Annotated in this window: 14 protein-coding genes; 4 read left to right on the top strand and 10 right to left on the bottom strand. The window is 60.0% G+C overall.

Annotated elements, in window-relative coordinates:
* Positions 1–68 precede the first annotated feature (68 nt).
* The 3 genes from Q7C20_RS04515 (at position 69) to Q7C20_RS04505 (ending at position 3,135) form a co-directional block, all read left to right on the top strand.
* Positions 69–836: a DeoR family transcriptional regulator gene (locus Q7C20_RS04515; protein WP_348055767.1), complete on the top strand. Its 768-nt coding sequence runs from the start codon at positions 69–71 to the stop codon at positions 834–836.
* 12 nt (positions 837–848) lie between these two features.
* A complete protein-coding gene (glmS, locus tag Q7C20_RS04510; RefSeq protein WP_348055765.1) occupies positions 849–2,681 on the top strand; it encodes a glutamine--fructose-6-phosphate transaminase (isomerizing) in 1,833 nt (610 codons plus the stop codon).
* A gap of 76 nt (positions 2,682–2,757) precedes the next feature.
* Positions 2,758–3,135 (top strand): hypothetical protein, encoded by a 378-nt coding sequence (locus Q7C20_RS04505; RefSeq protein WP_375065765.1) that lies wholly within the window; start codon positions 2,758–2,760, stop codon positions 3,133–3,135.
* A gap of 57 nt (positions 3,136–3,192) precedes the next feature.
* On the opposite strand, the gene Q7C20_RS04500 is transcribed toward Q7C20_RS04505, so the two are convergent.
* The 5 genes from Q7C20_RS04500 to Q7C20_RS04480 all read right to left on the bottom strand — a co-directional run bounded on the left by Q7C20_RS04500 (position 3,193) and on the right by Q7C20_RS04480 (position 13,848).
* Positions 3,193–3,951: a hypothetical protein gene (locus Q7C20_RS04500; RefSeq protein ID WP_375065763.1), complete on the bottom strand. Its 759-nt coding sequence runs from the start codon at positions 3,949–3,951 to the stop codon at positions 3,193–3,195.
* Positions 3,933–4,943, bottom strand: a complete 1,011-nt coding sequence (locus tag Q7C20_RS04495) for a hypothetical protein (protein ID WP_375065761.1) — start codon at positions 4,941–4,943, stop codon at positions 3,933–3,935. Before Q7C20_RS04495 ends, Q7C20_RS04500 begins: the two co-directional genes overlap by 19 nt.
* A 99-nt stretch (positions 4,944–5,042) precedes the next feature.
* On the bottom strand, positions 5,043–7,352 hold the full coding sequence (pbpC, locus tag Q7C20_RS04490) for a penicillin-binding protein 1C (protein WP_375065759.1): 2,310 nt from the start codon (positions 7,350–7,352) through the stop codon (positions 5,043–5,045).
* On the bottom strand, positions 7,333–13,140 hold the full coding sequence (locus tag Q7C20_RS04485; RefSeq protein WP_375065757.1) for an alpha-2-macroglobulin: 5,808 nt from the start codon (positions 13,138–13,140) through the stop codon (positions 7,333–7,335). The genes pbpC and Q7C20_RS04485 overlap by 20 nt, the downstream gene beginning before the upstream one ends.
* A gap of 78 nt (positions 13,141–13,218) precedes the next feature.
* Entirely contained in the window at positions 13,219–13,848 is a 630-nt protein-coding gene (locus Q7C20_RS04480) for a LysE family translocator (RefSeq protein WP_348055747.1), read from the bottom strand.
* A gap of 135 nt (positions 13,849–13,983) precedes the next feature.
* Between Q7C20_RS04480 and Q7C20_RS04475 the strand changes: the two genes are divergently transcribed.
* Entirely contained in the window at positions 13,984–14,457 is a 474-nt protein-coding gene (locus tag Q7C20_RS04475; protein ID WP_029529034.1) for an Lrp/AsnC family transcriptional regulator, read from the top strand.
* A gap of 118 nt (positions 14,458–14,575) precedes the next feature.
* On the opposite strand, the gene Q7C20_RS04470 is transcribed toward Q7C20_RS04475, so the two are convergent.
* The 5 genes from Q7C20_RS04470 to Q7C20_RS04450 all read right to left on the bottom strand — a co-directional run bounded on the left by Q7C20_RS04470 (position 14,576) and on the right by Q7C20_RS04450 (position 17,904).
* Positions 14,576–14,776: a DUF3077 domain-containing protein gene (locus Q7C20_RS04470; RefSeq protein WP_348055745.1), complete on the bottom strand. Its 201-nt coding sequence runs from the start codon at positions 14,774–14,776 to the stop codon at positions 14,576–14,578.
* A 368-nt stretch (positions 14,777–15,144) separates the two neighbouring features.
* Entirely contained in the window at positions 15,145–15,732 is a 588-nt protein-coding gene (locus Q7C20_RS04465) for a mobile mystery protein B (protein WP_375065754.1), read from the bottom strand.
* Positions 15,723–16,187, bottom strand: a complete 465-nt coding sequence (locus tag Q7C20_RS04460; RefSeq protein WP_348055741.1) for a helix-turn-helix domain-containing protein — start codon at positions 16,185–16,187, stop codon at positions 15,723–15,725. The genes Q7C20_RS04465 and Q7C20_RS04460 overlap by 10 nt, the downstream gene beginning before the upstream one ends.
* A gap of 162 nt (positions 16,188–16,349) precedes the next feature.
* On the bottom strand, positions 16,350–17,282 hold the full coding sequence (locus tag Q7C20_RS04455; protein ID WP_375065752.1) for a phosphatidate cytidylyltransferase: 933 nt from the start codon (positions 17,280–17,282) through the stop codon (positions 16,350–16,352).
* 1 nt (position 17,283) lies between these two features.
* The gene (locus tag Q7C20_RS04450) at positions 17,284–17,904 is read right to left on the bottom strand and encodes a lysophospholipid acyltransferase family protein (RefSeq protein ID WP_375065750.1); all 621 of its coding nucleotides are present in this window, start codon (positions 17,902–17,904) and stop codon (positions 17,284–17,286) included.
* Between the last annotated feature and the right edge of the window lies 1 nt (position 17,905).

Genomic DNA, 17,905 nt, shown 5'->3' with positions numbered 1-17,905 from the left:
CTTGACGACGTTTCGCCAATAGGTTTTGATTGCCTTCGTTATCTTTCGAAACGAAACTTGTCATCACCATGTCGAAACGAAATACACCTCAACGACGCCACAACATTCTGACCCTGCTCACCGAACAGGGCGAAGTCAGTGTGGACGAGTTGGCCAAGCGTTTCGAAACCTCGGAAGTGACCATCCGCAAGGACCTGGCCGCCCTCGAGAGCAATGGTTTGCTGCTGCGCCGCTACGGTGGCGCGATCACCATGCCCCACGAGCTTGTCGGCGACGCCGCCCAACCCATTTCGGCCTACAAGCGCGCAATCGCCCGGGCCGCGGTCATGCGCCTGCGCGAACACGCTCGCATCATCATCGACAGCGGCAGCACCACCGCCGCCATGATCCCCGAACTCGGCCATCAGCCTGGTTTGGTAGTGATGACCAATTCGCTGCACGTGGCCCGCGCCTTGAGCGAACTTGAGCACGAGCCGGTGTTGTTGATGACCGGTGGCACCTGGGACCCGCATTCGGACTCGTTCCAGGGCCAGGTCGCCGAGCAAGTGCTGCGCTCTTATGACTTTGATCAACTGTTTATCGGTGCCGACGGCATCGATTTGCAGCGCGGTACCACCACCTTTAATGAATTGCTTGGCCTGAGCCGTGTAATGGCTGAGGTTGCCCGCGAAGTGGTGGTGATGGTCGAATCCGACAAGATCGGCCGCAAGATTCCCAATCTGGAACTGCCCTGGAGCAGCGTCCATACCCTTATCACCGATGATCGCCTGCCTCATGAGGCCCGCGACCAGATTCAAGCCCGCGGCATCACGCTGATATGCGCGGCAATCATCTAGGAGAAATAAACCATGTGTGGAATTGTAGGCGCAGTCGCTGAACGCAACGTCACTGCCATCTTGCTCGAAGGCCTCAAACGCCTGGAATACCGTGGCTATGACAGCGCCGGCGTGGCTGTTTTCACCAATGCCGGCAAACTGGAGCGCATGCGCCGCCCAGGCAAGGTCAGCGAGTTGGAACAGGCCCTGGCGGGCGAGCCGCTGGTTGGCCGTCTCGGCATTGCCCACACCCGCTGGGCCACCCACGGCGCGCCTTGCGAACGCAATGCCCACCCGCATCTTTCCGGCGACCTGGCCGTGGTGCACAACGGCATCATCGAAAACCACGAAGTGCTGCGTGAGCAATTGAAGGGTATGGGCTATGTGTTCACCTCGGACACCGACACCGAAGTCATCGCGCACCTGCTGAACCACAAACTCAAAGACCTCGGCGACCTGACCGTCGCCCTCAAAGCCACCGTCAAGGAGCTTCACGGCGCCTACGGCTTGGCCGTGGTCAGCGCCAGCCAGCCCGACCGTCTGGTTGCGGCTCGCAGTGGCAGCCCGCTGGTGATCGGCCTGGGCCTGGGTGAAAACTTCCTTGCCTCCGACCAATTGGCCCTGCGCCAGGTCACCGACCGCTTCATGTACCTGGAAGAAGGCGATATTGCCGACATCCGCCGCGAAAGCGTGGCTATCTGGGACGTCAACGGCAACTCCGTCGAGCGCGAAGCCGTGCAATACCGCGACGGTGCCGAAGCCGCTGACAAAGGCGAGTTCCGCCACTTTATGCTCAAGGAAATTCACGAGCAGCCTTCGGTGGTGCAACGCACCCTGGAAGGTCGTCTGAGCCAGAATCAGGTGCTGGTCAACGCCTTCGGCCCGCAAGCCGCCGAGCTGTTCGCCAAAGTGCGCAACGTGCAAATCGTCGCCTGCGGCACCAGCTACCACGCCGGTATGGTTGCCCGTTACTGGCTGGAAGAATTGGCCGGCATCCCGTGCCAGGTCGAAGTCGCCAGCGAATTCCGCTACCGCAAGGTGGTGGTGCAGCCCGACACCCTGTTCGTGACCATCTCCCAGTCCGGCGAAACCGCCGACACCCTGGCCGCCCTGCGCAACGCCAAAGAGCTGGGCTTCCTCGCCAGCCTGGCGATCTGCAACGTCAGCATCAGCTCGCTGGTGCGCGAATCCGACCTGACCCTGCTGACCCAGGCCGGTCGCGAAATCGGCGTGGCGTCGACCAAGGCGTTCACCACCCAACTGGTCGGCCTGCTGCTGTTGACCCTGTCCCTGGGCCAAGTGCGCGGCACCCTCGCCGACGGCGTCGAGGCCACCCTGGTCGAAGAACTGCGCCGCCTGCCAACCCGTCTCGGCGAAGCCCTGGCCATGGACAGCACCGTGGAAAAAGTCGCCGAACTGTTCGCCGACAAGAACCACACCCTGTTCCTCGGCCGTGGCGCGCAGTACCCGGTGGCAATGGAAGGCTCGCTCAAACTCAAGGAAATTTCGTACATCCACGCCGAAGCCTACCCGGCCGGCGAGCTGAAACACGGCCCATTGGCCCTGGTGGATGACGACATGCCGGTGGTCACCGTCGCGCCAAACAACGAACTGCTGGAAAAGCTCAAATCCAACCTGCAGGAAGTGCGCGCCCGTGGCGGCCAACTGATCGTGTTCGCCGACGAGAAAGCCGGCATGAGCAACGGCGAAGGCACCCACGTCATCAACATGCCGCACATCCACGACACCCTTTCGCCGATCCTCTACACCATCCCGCTGCAGTTGCTGTCGTACTACGTCGCCGTGCTCAAGGGCACCGACGTTGACCAGCCGCGCAACCTGGCGAAATCGGTGACGGTGGAGTAAAGCGCCATACCCTGGAGGCCCGTTGGTCTCCAGGGAGCGTTCGAAATAGCCCATTTCGACGAAAGGATATGCGTTGATGCAAACCTCCTCTTCCAACATCGGCGATCGATTGCACAATCGCCACTTTGTTGTAGCAAACAACACTCAAGGGCTTTCCGGCTCCGGCACGCTGTTTCACTACCAGGTCGAGGGTGATGCTATTTCCGGGACTTACCACGGTGGAAGAATCCGTTTAGGTCATCAGGTCGGACGTGTAACAGGTCACAATTCTATCGAGCTGTTGTACCAGTGCTTGACTACGGAAGGTGAGCTGCTTGCTGGCTGGTCCCGAGGCAGAGTAGGTATTGATAAGGCCGGGCGTACCACGCTGGCGTTCGAGTGGGGCTGGCTGTCGGGTGCCACAGGCGGCGGAACCTCCAGCTATATCGAACTCGAAGCATCAGAACCCCGATAATCGGGGTTTTTTATGCGTGCTCGTTTGTGTAATCGCTTTAGATACGTCGAGCGGTCGTCAGAGAGCAAGTCCAAAGCTCACCGCCAGACGTGCAATGATCGTTTCCAGTGAGCCTTTTAGTTTTAAATCTTTCAGGCTGACCTCCTCATGCGCCAGAAGCTCAAGGAATCTGGTCATATCGGCGCGTATTACGGAGGGCAACGCTATCGGTTGATCTGAAAGCAATTGGCTCAGGGCCAGAACATCATTCCTGTGTTTCTTTATGTTTTTACTGTCGATGGGCTCTCCGCGCGCCTTGGCATCCGACAAGTTCAGCCAGGCTTTTGCTTTGAACGGAATCAATCGATCAGCGCCGATATGAGTGATATCACCGAGAAATCTTCGTCCTTCCAGCAGGAAAGCGTAGTAGGCATCATCCAGCAGGAACGCGGACAAACTGGAAACCGATTCGTCAGTTGGAATAGGGGTTAACTTGGCGCCTTCGGGGGCTGCAAGCCCTTCAGGCGTTCGCGTAAACAGTTCGATTTGTACGGGGTATGCTTCATCGCTGGGGTGCTGAAAACGAAAGAAAACAGGCCGTTCTCCGTCGCCTTGTTTGATTCGATAGCCACCTGCCTGGATGAACGCCCAGAAATGGGCGACGAAACTTGAATCCAGAGCCTCTATCACTAGAACAATATCCAAGTCCTTGGTTGCCCTGAAAAGTCCCCCGGCATCATCCATTGTGATCCAGGCCGCTACGCCACCAATCATCACATAGCGGTCCCGATAATCAGCAAAGTGCTGCCCGAATACATCTAGTCCTCTAATAGCCAAGTGACGCTCCCCTTCAGCTCATCCAGTGCGATTTGAACGCGTTCGTCCGGGCAGTCTTCCAGGCTCAAAAGTAATGATGCTTCGTCCGCCAGGTTGTGCTCTTTCTTCAGGCTGGCGTATGACCAGATTTCGACCCAGGCTCTCTGTTCATCAATACCATCGGCCATCGTCAGCTCAAGACTGTCGAATATTTTCTTAGTCATGCCGTAGACCGGTAAGGCAGGTTCGGCCAGCATTGTGTTTCTCGCCAGCGCGGTTTCTCCTGCCAGGTAAACACCGTCGCCAAGAGGGAGTTTTGTTTTAAGAGGTAGCTTTCGCTTCACAGGGGATCGCAGGTAAGGGCGTGCCTTTTCAAAGACCTTTGCCTGTGAGCCACTAAATTCGTAGTGGCTGATGAAGCCTTTGATCTGAGCCGGGCGAATAATGTCCAGTGCTAACAACTGATGGATAACCTTGCCCAGGGTCACACGGCTGTACTTGTAAGGCCCCATGATCTGGTTGGCGTTAAAAAGCGTATGGCTTTGCCAGCCGCGATAGAGACAGTGCAGCAACATGGCCTGCGACGCAGGCAACAAGGCACTGGGTTCTGCGTCAGTTCTGCGTTTACGGAAGTGCTCACGCAGGTCCAAAGCCAACTCGGGCACAAACATCTGATAGCCAGGCTGGATGAAATTGATCTGCTGGTTAATCAAGCTACGTCGCTCTTGGGCGGACAACGATTTGCTGACGTATACAACCACAGCATCGGTAGCTTTCAGAACGTGTTGGATGTGTTTTTTTAATGCGACAGCGCCGGGATAGGTGTTATCCACAGGCAAAAGTAGAAGTATTGATAAAGCGGGGAGTGGGCCGAACTGAAGGGTAAGTTCTGATATTCCGTAGGCGTCCGTGATGAAGAACGGAAGATTTAATCCATTCGTCGTCTCCACCTCCGTTTTTGTACCCAGAATTGACTCTATATAAGCACGTGTTTCGGCGCTGAGGTTGTCCATTCGCAGGCTCGTGTTAATCTATTTTTTACACTGTAATCCTGTATGGATTACACGTCAAAAATAAGGTTAACAGCCTACCTTTGTGTGTTACCGATTCAGTTACGGCACAAATTCCACTTTCAGCCCACGGCTGGCGCTACGTCCCTGATCATCGCTGACCCGCAGCCGGTAGTCTCCTGACTTGCCCGGCCGCCAGTTCAGCGTGGTTTGCGGCGGGCCCTGGCCAATCAACGTTTGGTTGGCAAACCAATACAGCGTTACTGCGTCGCTGGCGGCGTTGGCGTTCAACGGGATGCTTTCCTGTGGCTGAGACAGGCGCAACTGATAACTCACCTGCGTCAACGGCGAGCGAATCTGTGGGGCTTCGCTGTTGTCGCTGATGCGGTTGGGCTGGCAGTTTTTCATCACGTTGGGCGGCGTGCGCCGTGGCAGGCCGGCGGCGCGGTACAGGCGCTGCACATCGCTGGGCCAGAACTCGAAGACTTCTTCGCGGGTGTATTGCGCTTCGAACGGTGGGCATGCCGCTTTGCCGGTGCGCGTGTCGATCAGCACCGGGCGGTGCAGGTTGGACACACGAATCGGCGACACGCCGGGGATGTACCAGGTCTTGCGCGTTTGCGGGCACCAGCGATTGGGCAACTCGCCGGAGGCGGCACACACGTCGATGCGCACCAGCCCGGCGGGCGGCTTGTCGGGTTTGATCACCACATTGGGCAAGGCCAATGGCAGCGCGTCGGCAATCCGGAAAAACAGCGGCGCGGCGGTCTTGGCGCCGATAAACGCCGGGTTGGGTCGACCATCGAAGTTGCCTACCCACACCACCAGCACATACGGCCCCACCAGGCCTGCGCTCCACGCGTCATGAAAGCCCCAGGAGGTGCCGGTTTTCCAGGCGGTGCGCCAGTGGCGACCGGGCAAGCCGTCGGGCCGTGGATTGCGGCGCAGCATGTCGCGCACCATAAACGCCGCTTGCGGGCTGAGCAGTTGCGCGCCGGTGGCTTGGGGCTGTTCCTGCACATAGCGCAGCGGCCGCAAGTGCCCATCCCCGGCGAGCATCACATACAGCCGCGCCAGCTCCTCCGGCGTCATCTCACCGCCGCCGAGGGCCAGGGCCAGGCCGTAATGGCTTTCGTCGCGCAGGCCTTTGATGCCGGCGCGTTGCAACAGGCCGTATAAGGACGGCGACGTCACTTGGCTGGCGAGCCACACCGCCGGGATATTTCGGCTACGGATCAACGCGTCCCTTGCCGTCAGTGGGCCGACAAAACTGCCGTCGAAATTTTCCGGCTGGAAGTAGCCGAAGTTCGTCGGCAAATCCTTGAGGATGCTCATGGGGTGGATCACGCCTTGATCCAGCGCCAGCCCATACAGGAACGGCTTGAGCGTTGAACCTGGCGAGCGTCGCGACAAAATGCCGTTAACCTGGCCGTGGATGCCTGTGGATAAGTAATCCGCCGAGCCCACCAGCGCTTTCACGCTTTGGTCACGGCTGTCGATCAGGATCGCCGTGGCGTTTTCCACGCCCGTGCTGCGTCGCTCGGCGATGAAGCCGGTGATCAGGCGCTCCAGCAATTGCTGCAAAGGCAGGTTAAGCGTGCTGTTCAGCTCATTGCCGGGCAGGGATGCGAGCAGTTGTTCGCTCAAGTGCGGCGCCAGAAACGGGATCTGTTGGCGGTTGCGGGCTTCCAGCGGCAAGTCCAGCAGACTGTCGTTGCGCGAGTCGTGTGGATACGTTTCGCGCCAGTCCGCCATCAAGCGCAGCCGCGCGTTTTGCAGCGACGGACCAAACCGTGCGCGCCGTCCCGGCTGCTGCGGAATCACCGCCAGTGCCAGGGCCTCGGACAACGACAACTGCGCCGCCGACTTGCCAAAGTAAATGCGGCTCGCGGCCTCGGCGCCCTCGATATTGCCGCCCATGGGCGCCAGGTTCAGGTAGGCCTCAAGGATATCGTGCTTGCTGTAGCGCGCTTCCAGCCACAGCGCCAACGCCATCTGCTGCAACTTGCCGGGTACCTGGCGGGTGTTCAAATCCCACAGCCGTCGTGCCAATTGCATGCTTAAGGTCGAGCCGCCCTGGCGCTGACCGCCGCTGTAGGTGGCCATGGCCGCGCGCAGCAACGCCGGGGGATTGATCCCCGGGTGCCAATAGAAATTGCGGTCTTCCTTGAGTAACAAGGCCTCGACGAGCGACGGCGACATGCGCTCCAGCGGCAGCCACAGTCGGTACTGCCCGTCATCCGCCAAGGTCATGCGCAGCAACGAACCATCGTCGGCCAATACCACCCGCGACGAGGTCACAGCCTGTTCCAGCGGGGCATGCGGCCACAGCCGCAACCCCGCCAGCCCTCCCACGAAGAGCGCCGCCGCGGCGAGCAGCGGCGTCAGGCGTTTAAGGCTTGGTAATTTCAAGCTGGCCTACTTTGCCGCGCCCTTGCAGGGTGGTTTCGTACATGCCTTCGGCGTAGGCCGGTGGCGTGTTGAAGGTGCCTGCGTTGGTGGCGCGCACGCGGTAAACGAAAGTGCCTACATCACGCAGTGCAGTGCCGTACAACACCACCCGATCATCGCGCACGTCCACGTAGTCCGGCTGCCAGTTACTCAGCTCGGTTTCGCCGATCGGCGCTTGCCAGGTGTCCGCTTCTTCGCCGTCTGCCGTTTCCACGTACTCGGCATCTTCGCCTTCACTTTCCTCGGTGCTGGCGGCTTCCGGCTCCGGCGGCAAGTTATACACAGGCTCGACGCCCCCCGGCAGCAGGTCGACCACGGCCACTTGCTGCACTTGGTCACGGTCGGTGGCGCGCAGGCGCAAGCGCACCAGGAACTCATCGCCTACCGCGACTTTGCTCACCGGCTCGCCTTTGAGGTCGAGGTATTCGTGAATGATTTCCAAGCCATTGGTGATCGGCTTGAGCTTGGCGCCCTTGTCGAAACCGGCTTCGCTGAGCATGTAGAACGCGGCCGGGCCGTCGGTTTTCTCCATCACCAGCTTCTGCGTGGCGCCCGGTACGGCGGCGCGCGGTGGCTGGCCGGCCATTTCCAGCAATTGCTGCTGTTTGTCGCCCAGCCAGGCAGTGGCCTTGAGGGTCATGTCGCTTTGGGCGCGCTGACCATAATTGTCCAAAGCCCGCAGCAACAGTGCCGCTGACAACGAGTTGTAACGCTGCTCGTTAAGGCGCTTGCCGAGTTTATCCAGCAACGTCGCCGGCACGTCGTCCAGCAGTTCGGGGAAATGACGGGCCAGCAGGTGCAGGTGTTCGGCATCGTGCATCAGCGGGTCGTAATACAGGCCGTCGCTGTTCCACTTATCAGCCAGGGAGCGCCATGGCACCTTGCGGAACAGTGCGTCCGCCTGGCGATCCTGCTTGAGCAGTTTGTAGCTGGCGGCCAGGTACGCGGCGCCCAGATCGTTCTGCCACGCGTCTTTGAAGTACGTCTCGTAGCGCTCGCGGATATCACTCAAGGCGCCACTCACCAGAATCCCCTGACGGCTCAGCAGGTAACTGGCGTAGGCACGGTTGCGCAATTCCGACAGGCCTTCGCTCGGGCCATTGGCCAAATCTGTCAGGTAGGCGTTCGAACGCACCAGCAGGTCTTCCGGCACCGGCAGCCCGCGCTCCTTGGCTTCGATCAGGAAGTCGGTGGCGTACAAGCTGGCGTACGGCGCCACGTCCGGGTTAGCCGCCCACAAACCAAAGCCACCGGCCTGGTTCTGACGCTGGCGCAGCATGCGCACCGCGCTGCTGAAGGCTTGTTCTGCCTCAGGCGCATTGCCGCCCCAGATCAACGCCGGCATGGCCTTGGACACCAATTGTTCGGTGCACGCGTAGCCGTAGTCATCCAGGTAATGCTTGAGGCCGTTGGCCCACACCAGCGGCGAGGCCGCCACGCCCAGTTGCACGTCGCGCAGTTGGCTGAACAGCTCGCGCGTGGGTTTCAGCTCTTTGCTGGCGCTGTCGAAACGGCCCAGGCTCAGGGCCACGCGGTGTTCGCTCAGTGGGCGGATCGAGGTGGTTTCGGCCACCTGGATGCGTTTGCCGTCCGGCAATACCGCGACAAAACGCAGGTCTGCCGAGCCGAGGGTGTCGCCCACCTGAATCTTGAATTCAGCGGTGCCTTCCTTGCGCGGTTGCAGTGACAAGGTGCTGCCTTTGTCGCCCTGCACCTTGAGGCCGTCGCTGGTCTGCACTTCAAACTTCACGTCCGCCGCCGCGTCGAGGTTGCTGAACACCCCGGCGCTCACGTTGAACACATCCCCCGGCGCCACAAAGGCCGGCACGTTAGGGGTGATCACAATCGGCCCGCGCACCTCGGTATTGGCCTCGCTGACGCCGACGCTGTCGGCATCCACCGCCACCGCAAACAGGTGCAACTTACCGTTGAAGCTGTCCGGCACCTGGTAATGCAGCACGGTTTCACCGGCCGGCAGGTCGACCAACCCGGACCACCACGCCACGGGTGGCTGGTGTTTACGTTTGAACGGGTTCAAGTGATTGGCCAGGGCGCCTTCGGTATCGCCACCGGGCGCTGCCCCACTGAGCAGGCGGCTGAATTCCGGCAGGATCAGGTCAAGAATCTGACTGGTACCGACTTCCAACGCACGCTTCTGGAAGAAGAAGCCCAGTGGGTCCGGCGTCTGATAGCGCGCCACTTGCAGGATGCCTTCGTCCACCGCGTAAACCACTGCGCGGCCCGGGCGGTCGGCCGTCACCTTGATGTCCAGCGTCTGCCCAGGCTCGATCTTCGCCGGGCCTTCAACCTTCAACGCCATGCGTCGCGCATCCAGGTTGATGCTGAACGGCACCACGCCATAGGACAGCGGGCTCATGTACACCTCAGCCGAGCCCATATCCCGCACAAACTGCACGTTGACGTAGGCATTGCCCTCAAGCCCTTCGGGCACGCGGATGTGTTGCACGCTGTTGGTGCTGTCGGCCTTGAACCACTGCTGGGTGTAAACCTTGTCGCGCTCGATGGTGATCAAGCCCGCGCCGGTGTACGGCGCGCGAATGCTGATGGCAATCTCATCACCGGAGGCGTAGCTGGGTTTATCCAGTCGCAGTTGCAGTTCGGCGTTTCGCTCAAGCGAGCGTGAGGTGTTGCCACGCCCGGCCACGCTGTAGTCGATCTGGTTAAGCAGGTTGCCGTTGGCGTCTTTCAATTGCAGGGTGAAATCCCCCGGCGTGCCGGTGTTCAGGGCCTGCCTGGCGCCGTCTTTGCTCATCACCAAGGGCGAGGCCGGCTGGCTTATGTTCTTGATGCGCGACTCGTATTTGTAAGTGCCGTTGGACTGCTTCACCAGCACCGACACGTAACGGTGCTCGACCACTTCAGTGGTCAGGCCGTCCACCGCCAGCGGGGTCAGGTCCGGCGCGACGGCCAGCCATTGCAACTGACGCGGGGCGTCCTTGGCGACGTACGACAGCGAGTCCTGACTTTTCACACCGACGAGGTAAGGCGCGGACGACACCAGCAAGGCACTTTGCGCAGCGACGTTGCGACCGCCTTCGGCTTCGAACACCTGGGTCATCACTTGCAGGCGATAGGTACTGTTGGCGAAGCGTTGCAGGTTAAGGTCGAGCACGGCCTGGCCGTTATCGTCCACGGTGGTTTCGGCCAGGTCTTCGGTGCTGGCGTCTTCCAGGGAATCGTTGAGGCGAAAGCGATAATCGGGGTAACGGTCGAACGCCGCGAGCGTTGGGCTCAGGGACATTTTCGCGGTGACGCGCCGGCCAGCCGCCGGGGCGCCGAACAGGTGCATGGCGGTGACTTTGGCCACCACTTGGTCCGGTGGAATCCAGCCCTGCACAGGGGTGTCGTGCAGGCTCAGGCTTACTTTCATGCGGTCCGGCTCAAAATCGCGGACCTTGAAACTGACACTGCCGAGGTCGGTGCGGGTTTTTTTCTCGCCGATCAACTGCAAGGTTGCGGTGTAATCACCCGAGGGGGCGACTTCGCTGCTGGGGAAATCAAAGGTTTCAAAACCGCTGGTGGACAGCTTCAACGGTTGGCGAATCACTTCCAGGCCGCGCGGGTCGGTGATTTGCAGCTCCACCGGCAAGCCTTGCAGGGCGCCTTTCCAGTTGCCGCTGCGCACGATCATGCCCAGGTGCGCGGTTTCGCCAGGACGGTACAGGCCACGGTCGGTGAACAGGTAGGCGCTGAGACGATTGATCGCACCGTCTTCTTCCAAACCGCCTACATCGAAGCGCGACAGGTCCAACTGCTGCGACTGACGGGCAATCGGCAGAAACGATAGGTCATTGCCGCGTGTGACCACATACATCAGCGGCGTTTTCTCACGGCGCAGTTCATCCAGCTTGGCGAAATGCGCGTGGCCTTCGGCGTCGGTGCGGCCACTGCTCACCGGCAAACCGTTGCGGCCAATGATGTCGACTTGGGCGTCGGACACCGGCGAACCATTGCCGATGGACTGCACGTACACATCATGGCTGCCGTCGCTGGAGCGCTTGGCGATGATGCCCAAGTCAGTTACCACGATGAATCGCAAGTCGCTGGTGCTGGTGCGGTCGTACTCGAAGGTGCGTTCGGCCGGATCATCCTGCGGGCTGAGCTTGAGCACAAAAATGCCGCGACGGCCGCCATTGGCGGTGAGGTAGTGGCTGAGGTCCACGTTGTCGTAAACGGTTTTCGCCGGGTCGCTGGACGACAGCGGAATATCCAGGGACTGGCGCTCGACCATGCGGTCGAAGTACTCGTTGCCAAAGTTTGGCCGGGCGAAGCTGCCGCTGCTCTGGTCCACCAGGTGTTGCAGCTGGTTGGGCAGCAGGCGCGCAATTTCCACATGGGCGCCGGGCACGCCACGGGCCATGAAGCCCAGGCGTTTTTCACCGTTGAGGCTGAGCAACGCGCCGTCAGACAGGAACTGCAGGGTGCGCGGATAGGCCGGCATGCTGATCAGCGACGCCGTAGGATTCTTCGCCAGATAGCCGCCGATGGCTTCCAGGTTCGCCGGCACGCGCACATACATCGCTCGGCCGGCCGGGGCCTTGAATTTGAAGGCGTGCAGGGTGTTCAGCGGTTCAATGCTGGGCACATGGGTCAGGCTGACCTTGGTGCTGCGAGCGAGCAGGGCGTCGTCGATGTCTTTGCTGGTGTAGGGGCGGGTGTCGTCCTGGGCTTTTTCCGGCAGCAGCCAGGCCTGGACCTTACCGGCGATAGTCTCATCGGCTACGGCGCTGGAGCTGCTGAACATCAGCACCGGCTCCGGCTCGCCGCGCTCATTGTCGACAAAACTGACTTCGGCGGCGGTGAAGGTCAGGCGATAACGGCCAGGCACAGTGACTTCCGACACCAGCGGCGCAGTGCTGGCGTTGCCGCCGTCGCGAGCCTTGATGCCTTCATCCAGCTTGGCGCTGACCGGCGTGCTTTCCAGCGGCGTGGCCAGGGCAGCCGAACGCACGTAGGCATTGAGTTTTTTGTCGTCGAAGGTGATTTCCGGGCGGTTGGGCAACTGCGCGTCGCGGTAGGTCAGGCCTTTGCCGAGGGTGACCGTTACGCGTTTGCGCAGGTTGTCTTCATCCACCGGGTGGGAAAAATGAAAGGTCGCCACCAGTTGTTTCAAGGTCGGGTTGGACGGGTCCTGATACAGCTCGTTTTGCGCCAGGGTGGCGCGGAATGGCTGGGTGGAAAATTGGCTGCTGTATTGGCTGAGCAGCACGCCGTCGGCCATCAGGTTTTTCTTCGCCAGCTCGAGGGTGTAGTGGGCGTCGATGGGCCAGTCTTTTTCCGGCACGAACACCAGGGTGTGGTCATCGAACCAGCGCCAGGCGCCTGCCACTTCGGGATTGAGGGTGATGCCTGCGGTCACCGGCTTGCCAATCGCCGCCAGTGGAGCCACGGATTCGGCGAAACGCACCTGCAAGTTATCCACAACCGGTACGGGCTGGGTGTAATCGGTGAGGTTCGGTTTGTGCAGCGAATAGCCCACGGTGTGCGGCTGCGGCAGGTGGGAGTACCACTGCCAGCCGTAAAAACCAGCGGCGGCCAGCAATACCAGGCCCAGCAAGCCGGCACCCGCCTGGCGCGGATACGCGCGAGCCTTGCGTCCCGCGTTCCCCAGGCCACGGCCGCTGGCCCGCAGCCAGGAGGGCGGTTGCCATTGGCCAAAGATGGCCCTCACCACAGTCACTAACGCACCGGCAATACGGCGGCTGATCGCTTTCAACGAATCGAACATGATGAGCATCCCTGGCTAAGTGCGGCGTATATTACACGCGTCTTTGATACAAAAGATGACGGTGACACGCCGATGAGCTCAGGCGTGTTGCACAAAGGTGAGGCGTACCGCAAAACCGATCAAAAGACTGCCGAACAACCACTGCTGCACGCGCTGCGCCGAGCGATTGCGCGCCAGCCACCGGCCGATACGCGCACCGGCCAGGGCGTAGCAGCAGTCGAACGCGAAACCGAACACCACCAGAATTACACCCAGCAACGCAAACTGTGCCGCCACCGGGCCGGCTTGCGGGTTGATGAACTGCGGCAGCAGCACCGAGCAGAACAGCAGCGCCTTGGGGTTGAGCAGGTTTGTGAGCAGGCCACGTCGGAATGCCTCGCGCCAGGCGTGGGCCGTTGTCGCGGTATGGGTCGAGTCGAGGGCGGGCAGCATGTTGGCGCGCAGGCACTGCACGCCCAGCCACAACAAATAAGCCGCGCCACCCAGGCGCACCACGTCAAACGTCCAGGGCGCCACCTTGAACAAGGTCGCCAGGCCCATGCCGGCCAGTGCCACATGGCATGCCCGCGCCAGGCCCAAACCAATCGCCGTGGTCAGCGCCAAGGCTTTGCCCTGGCGTGCGCCGGTTTGCAGCAGCAGGATCATGTCCGGCCCGGGCAACAAATACGCCACCGAAAGGGCCACCAGAAATAACCAGAGTTCCGCCATGTTTCACCCCTTGAATTGTTGGCTAATTCTAAGGTTGAAGGGCGGGGCAGGTGCTTGCGTAGTCAGCTAGAAAAGCGTCTAGTCTTGGCACTGTCTGCCACTAAATGTGATGAAAGCCATTCACTTATGCCAAATCTGAAACTGGACGCCTTTGACCGCAAGATTCTTGAAGCCCTGCAACGGGATGGCCGCCTGAGCAACGTGCAACTGGCTGACGAAATCGGCTTGTCTGCCTCACCTTGCCTGCGGCGTGTGCGCCTGCTTGAAGAAGCCGGAGTGATTCGTGGCTATCAGGCCACCCTTGACCGCGATGAAGTGGGCCTGGGGATGATGGTGTTTGTAGGCGTCAAGGTAGAGCGGCATAACGACACCGAGGCCAACGCCTTTCGCGAAGCGGTAATGGCATTGCCCGAGGTGATCTCGGCGTTTCTGGTGTCGGGGGAATCCGATTTTCTGCTGCAGGTGGTCGTGCCGGATTTGCGCGGGTATGAGCGGTTCGTCACCGGGAGTTTGTTGAAGTTGCCGGGCGTGAGGGATATTCGCAGCAACTTCGCGATTCAAACCGTAAAAACCCCAGGGGCGCTGCCGCTGGGGCATCTGCCGGGCTGAGCACTTTAAAACACTGCAAAACCCATGTGGGAGCGGGCTTGCTCGCGAAAGCGGTGTGTCAGCCCACATATTTGGTGATTGACACACCGTCTTCGCGAGCAAGCCCGCTCCCACAGGTTTACTGCGGGCTCATGCAGTCCAGTGAACGGTCCACCATCACCTTGGCCATCTCCATCAGGTAGCCAGCGGCTTTGGGTGAATCACTTAACCCTTCGGCGCAGTGGAGCAGGTCTGAGGCGTAGGCCAGGGCGTCTTCCAGGCTGAGGTCGGGATGGGGGGTGAAAAAGTGGTGTGGCGGATCAGGTCTTACTTTGCTCATTGCGGTAACTCCAATGTAGGTAGTTGGAGCTGCCATTAATCGCGACTAAACGATGGGGTGGCAGCTGTACGCAGGTTAGTCGACCGGAACATTGGGAACCCGGCGCACCCGAAGGTGCCCTGCGCACAGCCACCAAAAAGCGTTGGCGAAAAAAAACGCCAGGCTTGCGATGGCGCTTGTGCGCCCAATGTAAATCTATCCGAGCGACTAAACCCGGTCACTGAATTAGCAGTGACGAACGCAGACTAGCCACCGGAAAGGCAGGGCACAAGCGGCTGAGATTCTCTCGGAAATGTCCTGCGAAAGAAAGGGACGAGGCAGGTAGGAGCGGTAGTTTCAGACTTTGCCCAACACATGGAATAGACGGGTCAGCTACGCACGAAACCCATAAGCGCGGTGTAATCATTTGCGTCGGCAGCGCGAAGCGCTTGGATGTAGCGTTGGCGCACTTCATTTGCGGTCACCAGGTTACCGCGCCCCCAGGAGAAGGGAGCAAGCCCGCATTGCCTCAGCAGGCAGTCGGTCATGAGCCGAGCATGTCTACCGTTGCCATTTGGAAAGGCGTGTAACCAAACAAGTCGATGATGAAAGCGCACGGCAACCTCTTCTGGCGGGAAAACGTTGTGCTCCAGCCAGTAATCCACGTTGTCGAGCAACTGGCGCAAACCGACTGCAATCTGCGTCCAGTCACAGCCGATATTCTTATCGGATTTGCGGAAAGTACCGGCCCATTTCCAAGTGTCGTCGAACATTTTTACGTGCAGCTCACGGCAGAAATGATCGTTCAATACATCCAGCTTTTTTTGCCGAGCTATCCACCGCGAGGCTTTGAGGATGTTTTGCGCTTCCCATTCATCCAGTTCGCCCTGGGTGGCGATGTGTCTCGGTTTCAGGCCAGCGACTTCGTCGGGATCCAGGGGTGTTTGGCCTGGTTTAAGCTCCAGTTCTATTGCCATAGGCGCGCCCACGAACCGTCGAGCAGTTCTTTGCGGCGCTCATCAATCTGCCGTTCGATGAACGCATCAGAGGGGCGTTGGTCTTCGAGGCTCATGGAATGGGCGACGCCCAGGATTTCTTGCTTCGCCATGAGTTCGGCGCGGTCTTGGATGACTTCCTGCAGGGGCTTCCTGGGGACCAGGCCGTAGACGAGTTCACAGTCCAGCGCTGCCGCTAGTTTCCTCAGTTGTGCGAGCGATATCCGGTCTTCAGCCTCGGAGCGCTCTGACTTGGTCAGAGTGACTGGGGATACGCCCGCAATTTCGGCCTGCGCTCTTAGTGAGCGACCTAATGACTCTCGGATGGCCCGCAGCCAACCGCCTGGCGGAACAGGCGCATTTTTTACTGCATTAAACGGTTCAATGGCACGTTCTACTTGAGAAAGGCGTAGTTTGTAGAGGTTGGAAGCACTCATGGGGAAGGACCTTTTGTAAGCTTATAGGCTATCAATGACATAAAAATATTAGCCTATAGGTATACAGTCAATATAAAAAATAAGCCTATAGACTAACAAAATACATGATCTCGTTTGCCTATAGGCTTATAAGTTGATTCAGGTTGTTAACGTCAACGAAGTTTACGTCCACCAATACCGCACGAGGTGAAAGAAGATCGGTGCTGCAAAACACACCGAATCCAAGCGATCCAGCATGCCGCCGTGCCCTTCGATCATGTGCCCCCAGTCCTTCACGCCACGGTCGCGTTTGATCGCCGACATCACGATGCCGCCGGCGAAGCCCAGCAGGTTGATCAGAAGTGCGATCAAGAACGACTGCCACGGGTTGAACGGCGTGGTCCACCACAGCGCCGCGCCGATCAGGGATGAGAGCAGAATCCCGCCGACAAAGCCTTCCACCGTCTTGGACGGTGAGAGGTTGGGCGCGATCTTGTGCTTGCCGAACAGCTTGCCGCACACGTACTGCAGCACATCCGACAGTTGCACCACGATCACCAGATAGGCGATCAGCAGCAGGTTACGGCCTTCGTAACCGGGGATATCGAGGGTTAGCAGCGCGGGCACAAAAGACACGCAGAACACCGCGATCATCAGGCCCCACTGCACTTTCGACGCACGTTCCAGGAAGTGTGTGCTGTCGCCGCCCAGCGAGGCGAGGATCGGCAGCAGCAGGAACACGTACACCGGGATGAAGATCGAGAACAGCCCGTACCAGTCGGAATAGATCAACAGGTATTGCACCGGCAGCGCTATGTAAAACGCGGCCACCAGCGCCGGGTAGTCGCTGCGGCGGGTGGGGGTGAGGGTCAGAAATTCGCGCAGGGCGTAGAACGACACCGCGTAGAACAGCAGGATCACCGCGCCGGTGCCGAGCCAGAAGGCGATGCCGATCACCACCACCATCACCCACCAGGCGTTGATGCGCGCGTTGAGGTTGTCGACCACCGCGTTCGGCGCGCCACGGGTGCGCAGTTTGAGGATCAGGCCGATCAGCGAAGCGAGCACCAGGATCGCGCCGATGCCGCCGAATAACATCAGGGTTTGGCTATCCATGTCAGACATGCTCCGGGGCGAGGGCGAGCAGGGCGTCGCGGGTGCGGGCAAGGAAGGCAGCCTTGTCTTCGTCTGCCTCCAATTGCAGCGGCGCGCCGAAACTGGTGGTGCACAGCAAAGGCAGCGGCAGTACGCGGCCCTTGGGCATGACTCGGTTAAGGTTGGCGATCCACACGGGGATCAACTCGGCCTGTGGGTAACTTTTTGCCAAGTGATACAGGCCGCTTTTGAACGGCAGCAGACCGTCTTCCAGATTGCGCGTGCCTTCGGGGAAGATGATCAGCGATTCGCCGCCTTCAAGCGCGGCGAGCATCGGCTGTAAAGGGTTATCCACAGGGTCTTTGCGCTCGCGGTCGATCAACACGCCGTTGAATACACGGTTGATAATGTAGCGGCGCAGGGCGCTTTTGTTCCAGTAGTCGCTGCCGGCCACCGGGCGCGTGAATTTGCGCAGGTTCTGCGGCAGCGAGGCCCATAGCAGTACGAAGTCGCCATGGCTGCTGTGGTTGGCGAAGTAGATGCGCTGCACGGGCACGGGCGCGCAGCCCAACCACAGGCTGCGAGCGCCAGTGACGGTGCGGGCCATGGAGGTAATCAGCGTGGCGACCACGGGTTCGAACATG

This window comes from Pseudomonas sp. AMR01 (assembly GCF_041946035.1).
Taxonomy (GTDB): Bacteria; Pseudomonadota; Gammaproteobacteria; order Pseudomonadales; family Pseudomonadaceae; genus Aquipseudomonas; species Aquipseudomonas antarctica_B.
Note: the sequence above shows the minus strand (reverse complement) of the source record. Positions and strands in the feature narration are given on the sequence as shown.

Coding starts and splice junctions, on each gene's coding strand:
- Q7C20_RS04515 (WP_348055767.1), top strand. CDS start 69: ATGTCGAAACGAAATACACCTCAACGACGCCACAACATTCTGACCCTG.
- glmS (WP_348055765.1), top strand. CDS start 849: ATGTGTGGAATTGTAGGCGCAGTCGCTGAACGCAACGTCACTGCCATC.
- Q7C20_RS04505 (WP_375065765.1), top strand. CDS start 2,758: ATGCAAACCTCCTCTTCCAACATCGGCGATCGATTGCACAATCGCCAC.
- Q7C20_RS04495 (WP_375065761.1), bottom strand. CDS start 4,943: ATGGACAACCTCAGCGCCGAAACACGTGCTTATATAGAGTCAATTCTG.
- Q7C20_RS04485 (WP_375065757.1), bottom strand. CDS start 13,140: ATGTTCGATTCGTTGAAAGCGATCAGCCGCCGTATTGCCGGTGCGTTA.
- Q7C20_RS04480 (WP_348055747.1), bottom strand. CDS start 13,848: ATGGCGGAACTCTGGTTATTTCTGGTGGCCCTTTCGGTGGCGTATTTG.
- Q7C20_RS04470 (WP_348055745.1), bottom strand. CDS start 14,776: ATGAGCAAAGTAAGACCTGATCCGCCACACCACTTTTTCACCCCCCAT.
- Q7C20_RS04465 (WP_375065754.1), bottom strand. CDS start 15,732: ATGGCAATAGAACTGGAGCTTAAACCAGGCCAAACACCCCTGGATCCC.
- Q7C20_RS04460 (WP_348055741.1), bottom strand. CDS start 16,187: ATGAGTGCTTCCAACCTCTACAAACTACGCCTTTCTCAAGTAGAACGT.
- Q7C20_RS04455 (WP_375065752.1), bottom strand. CDS start 17,282: ATGGATAGCCAAACCCTGATGTTATTCGGCGGCATCGGCGCGATCCTG.
- Q7C20_RS04450 (WP_375065750.1), bottom strand. CDS start 17,904: ATGTTCGAACCCGTGGTCGCCACGCTGATTACCTCCATGGCCCGCACC.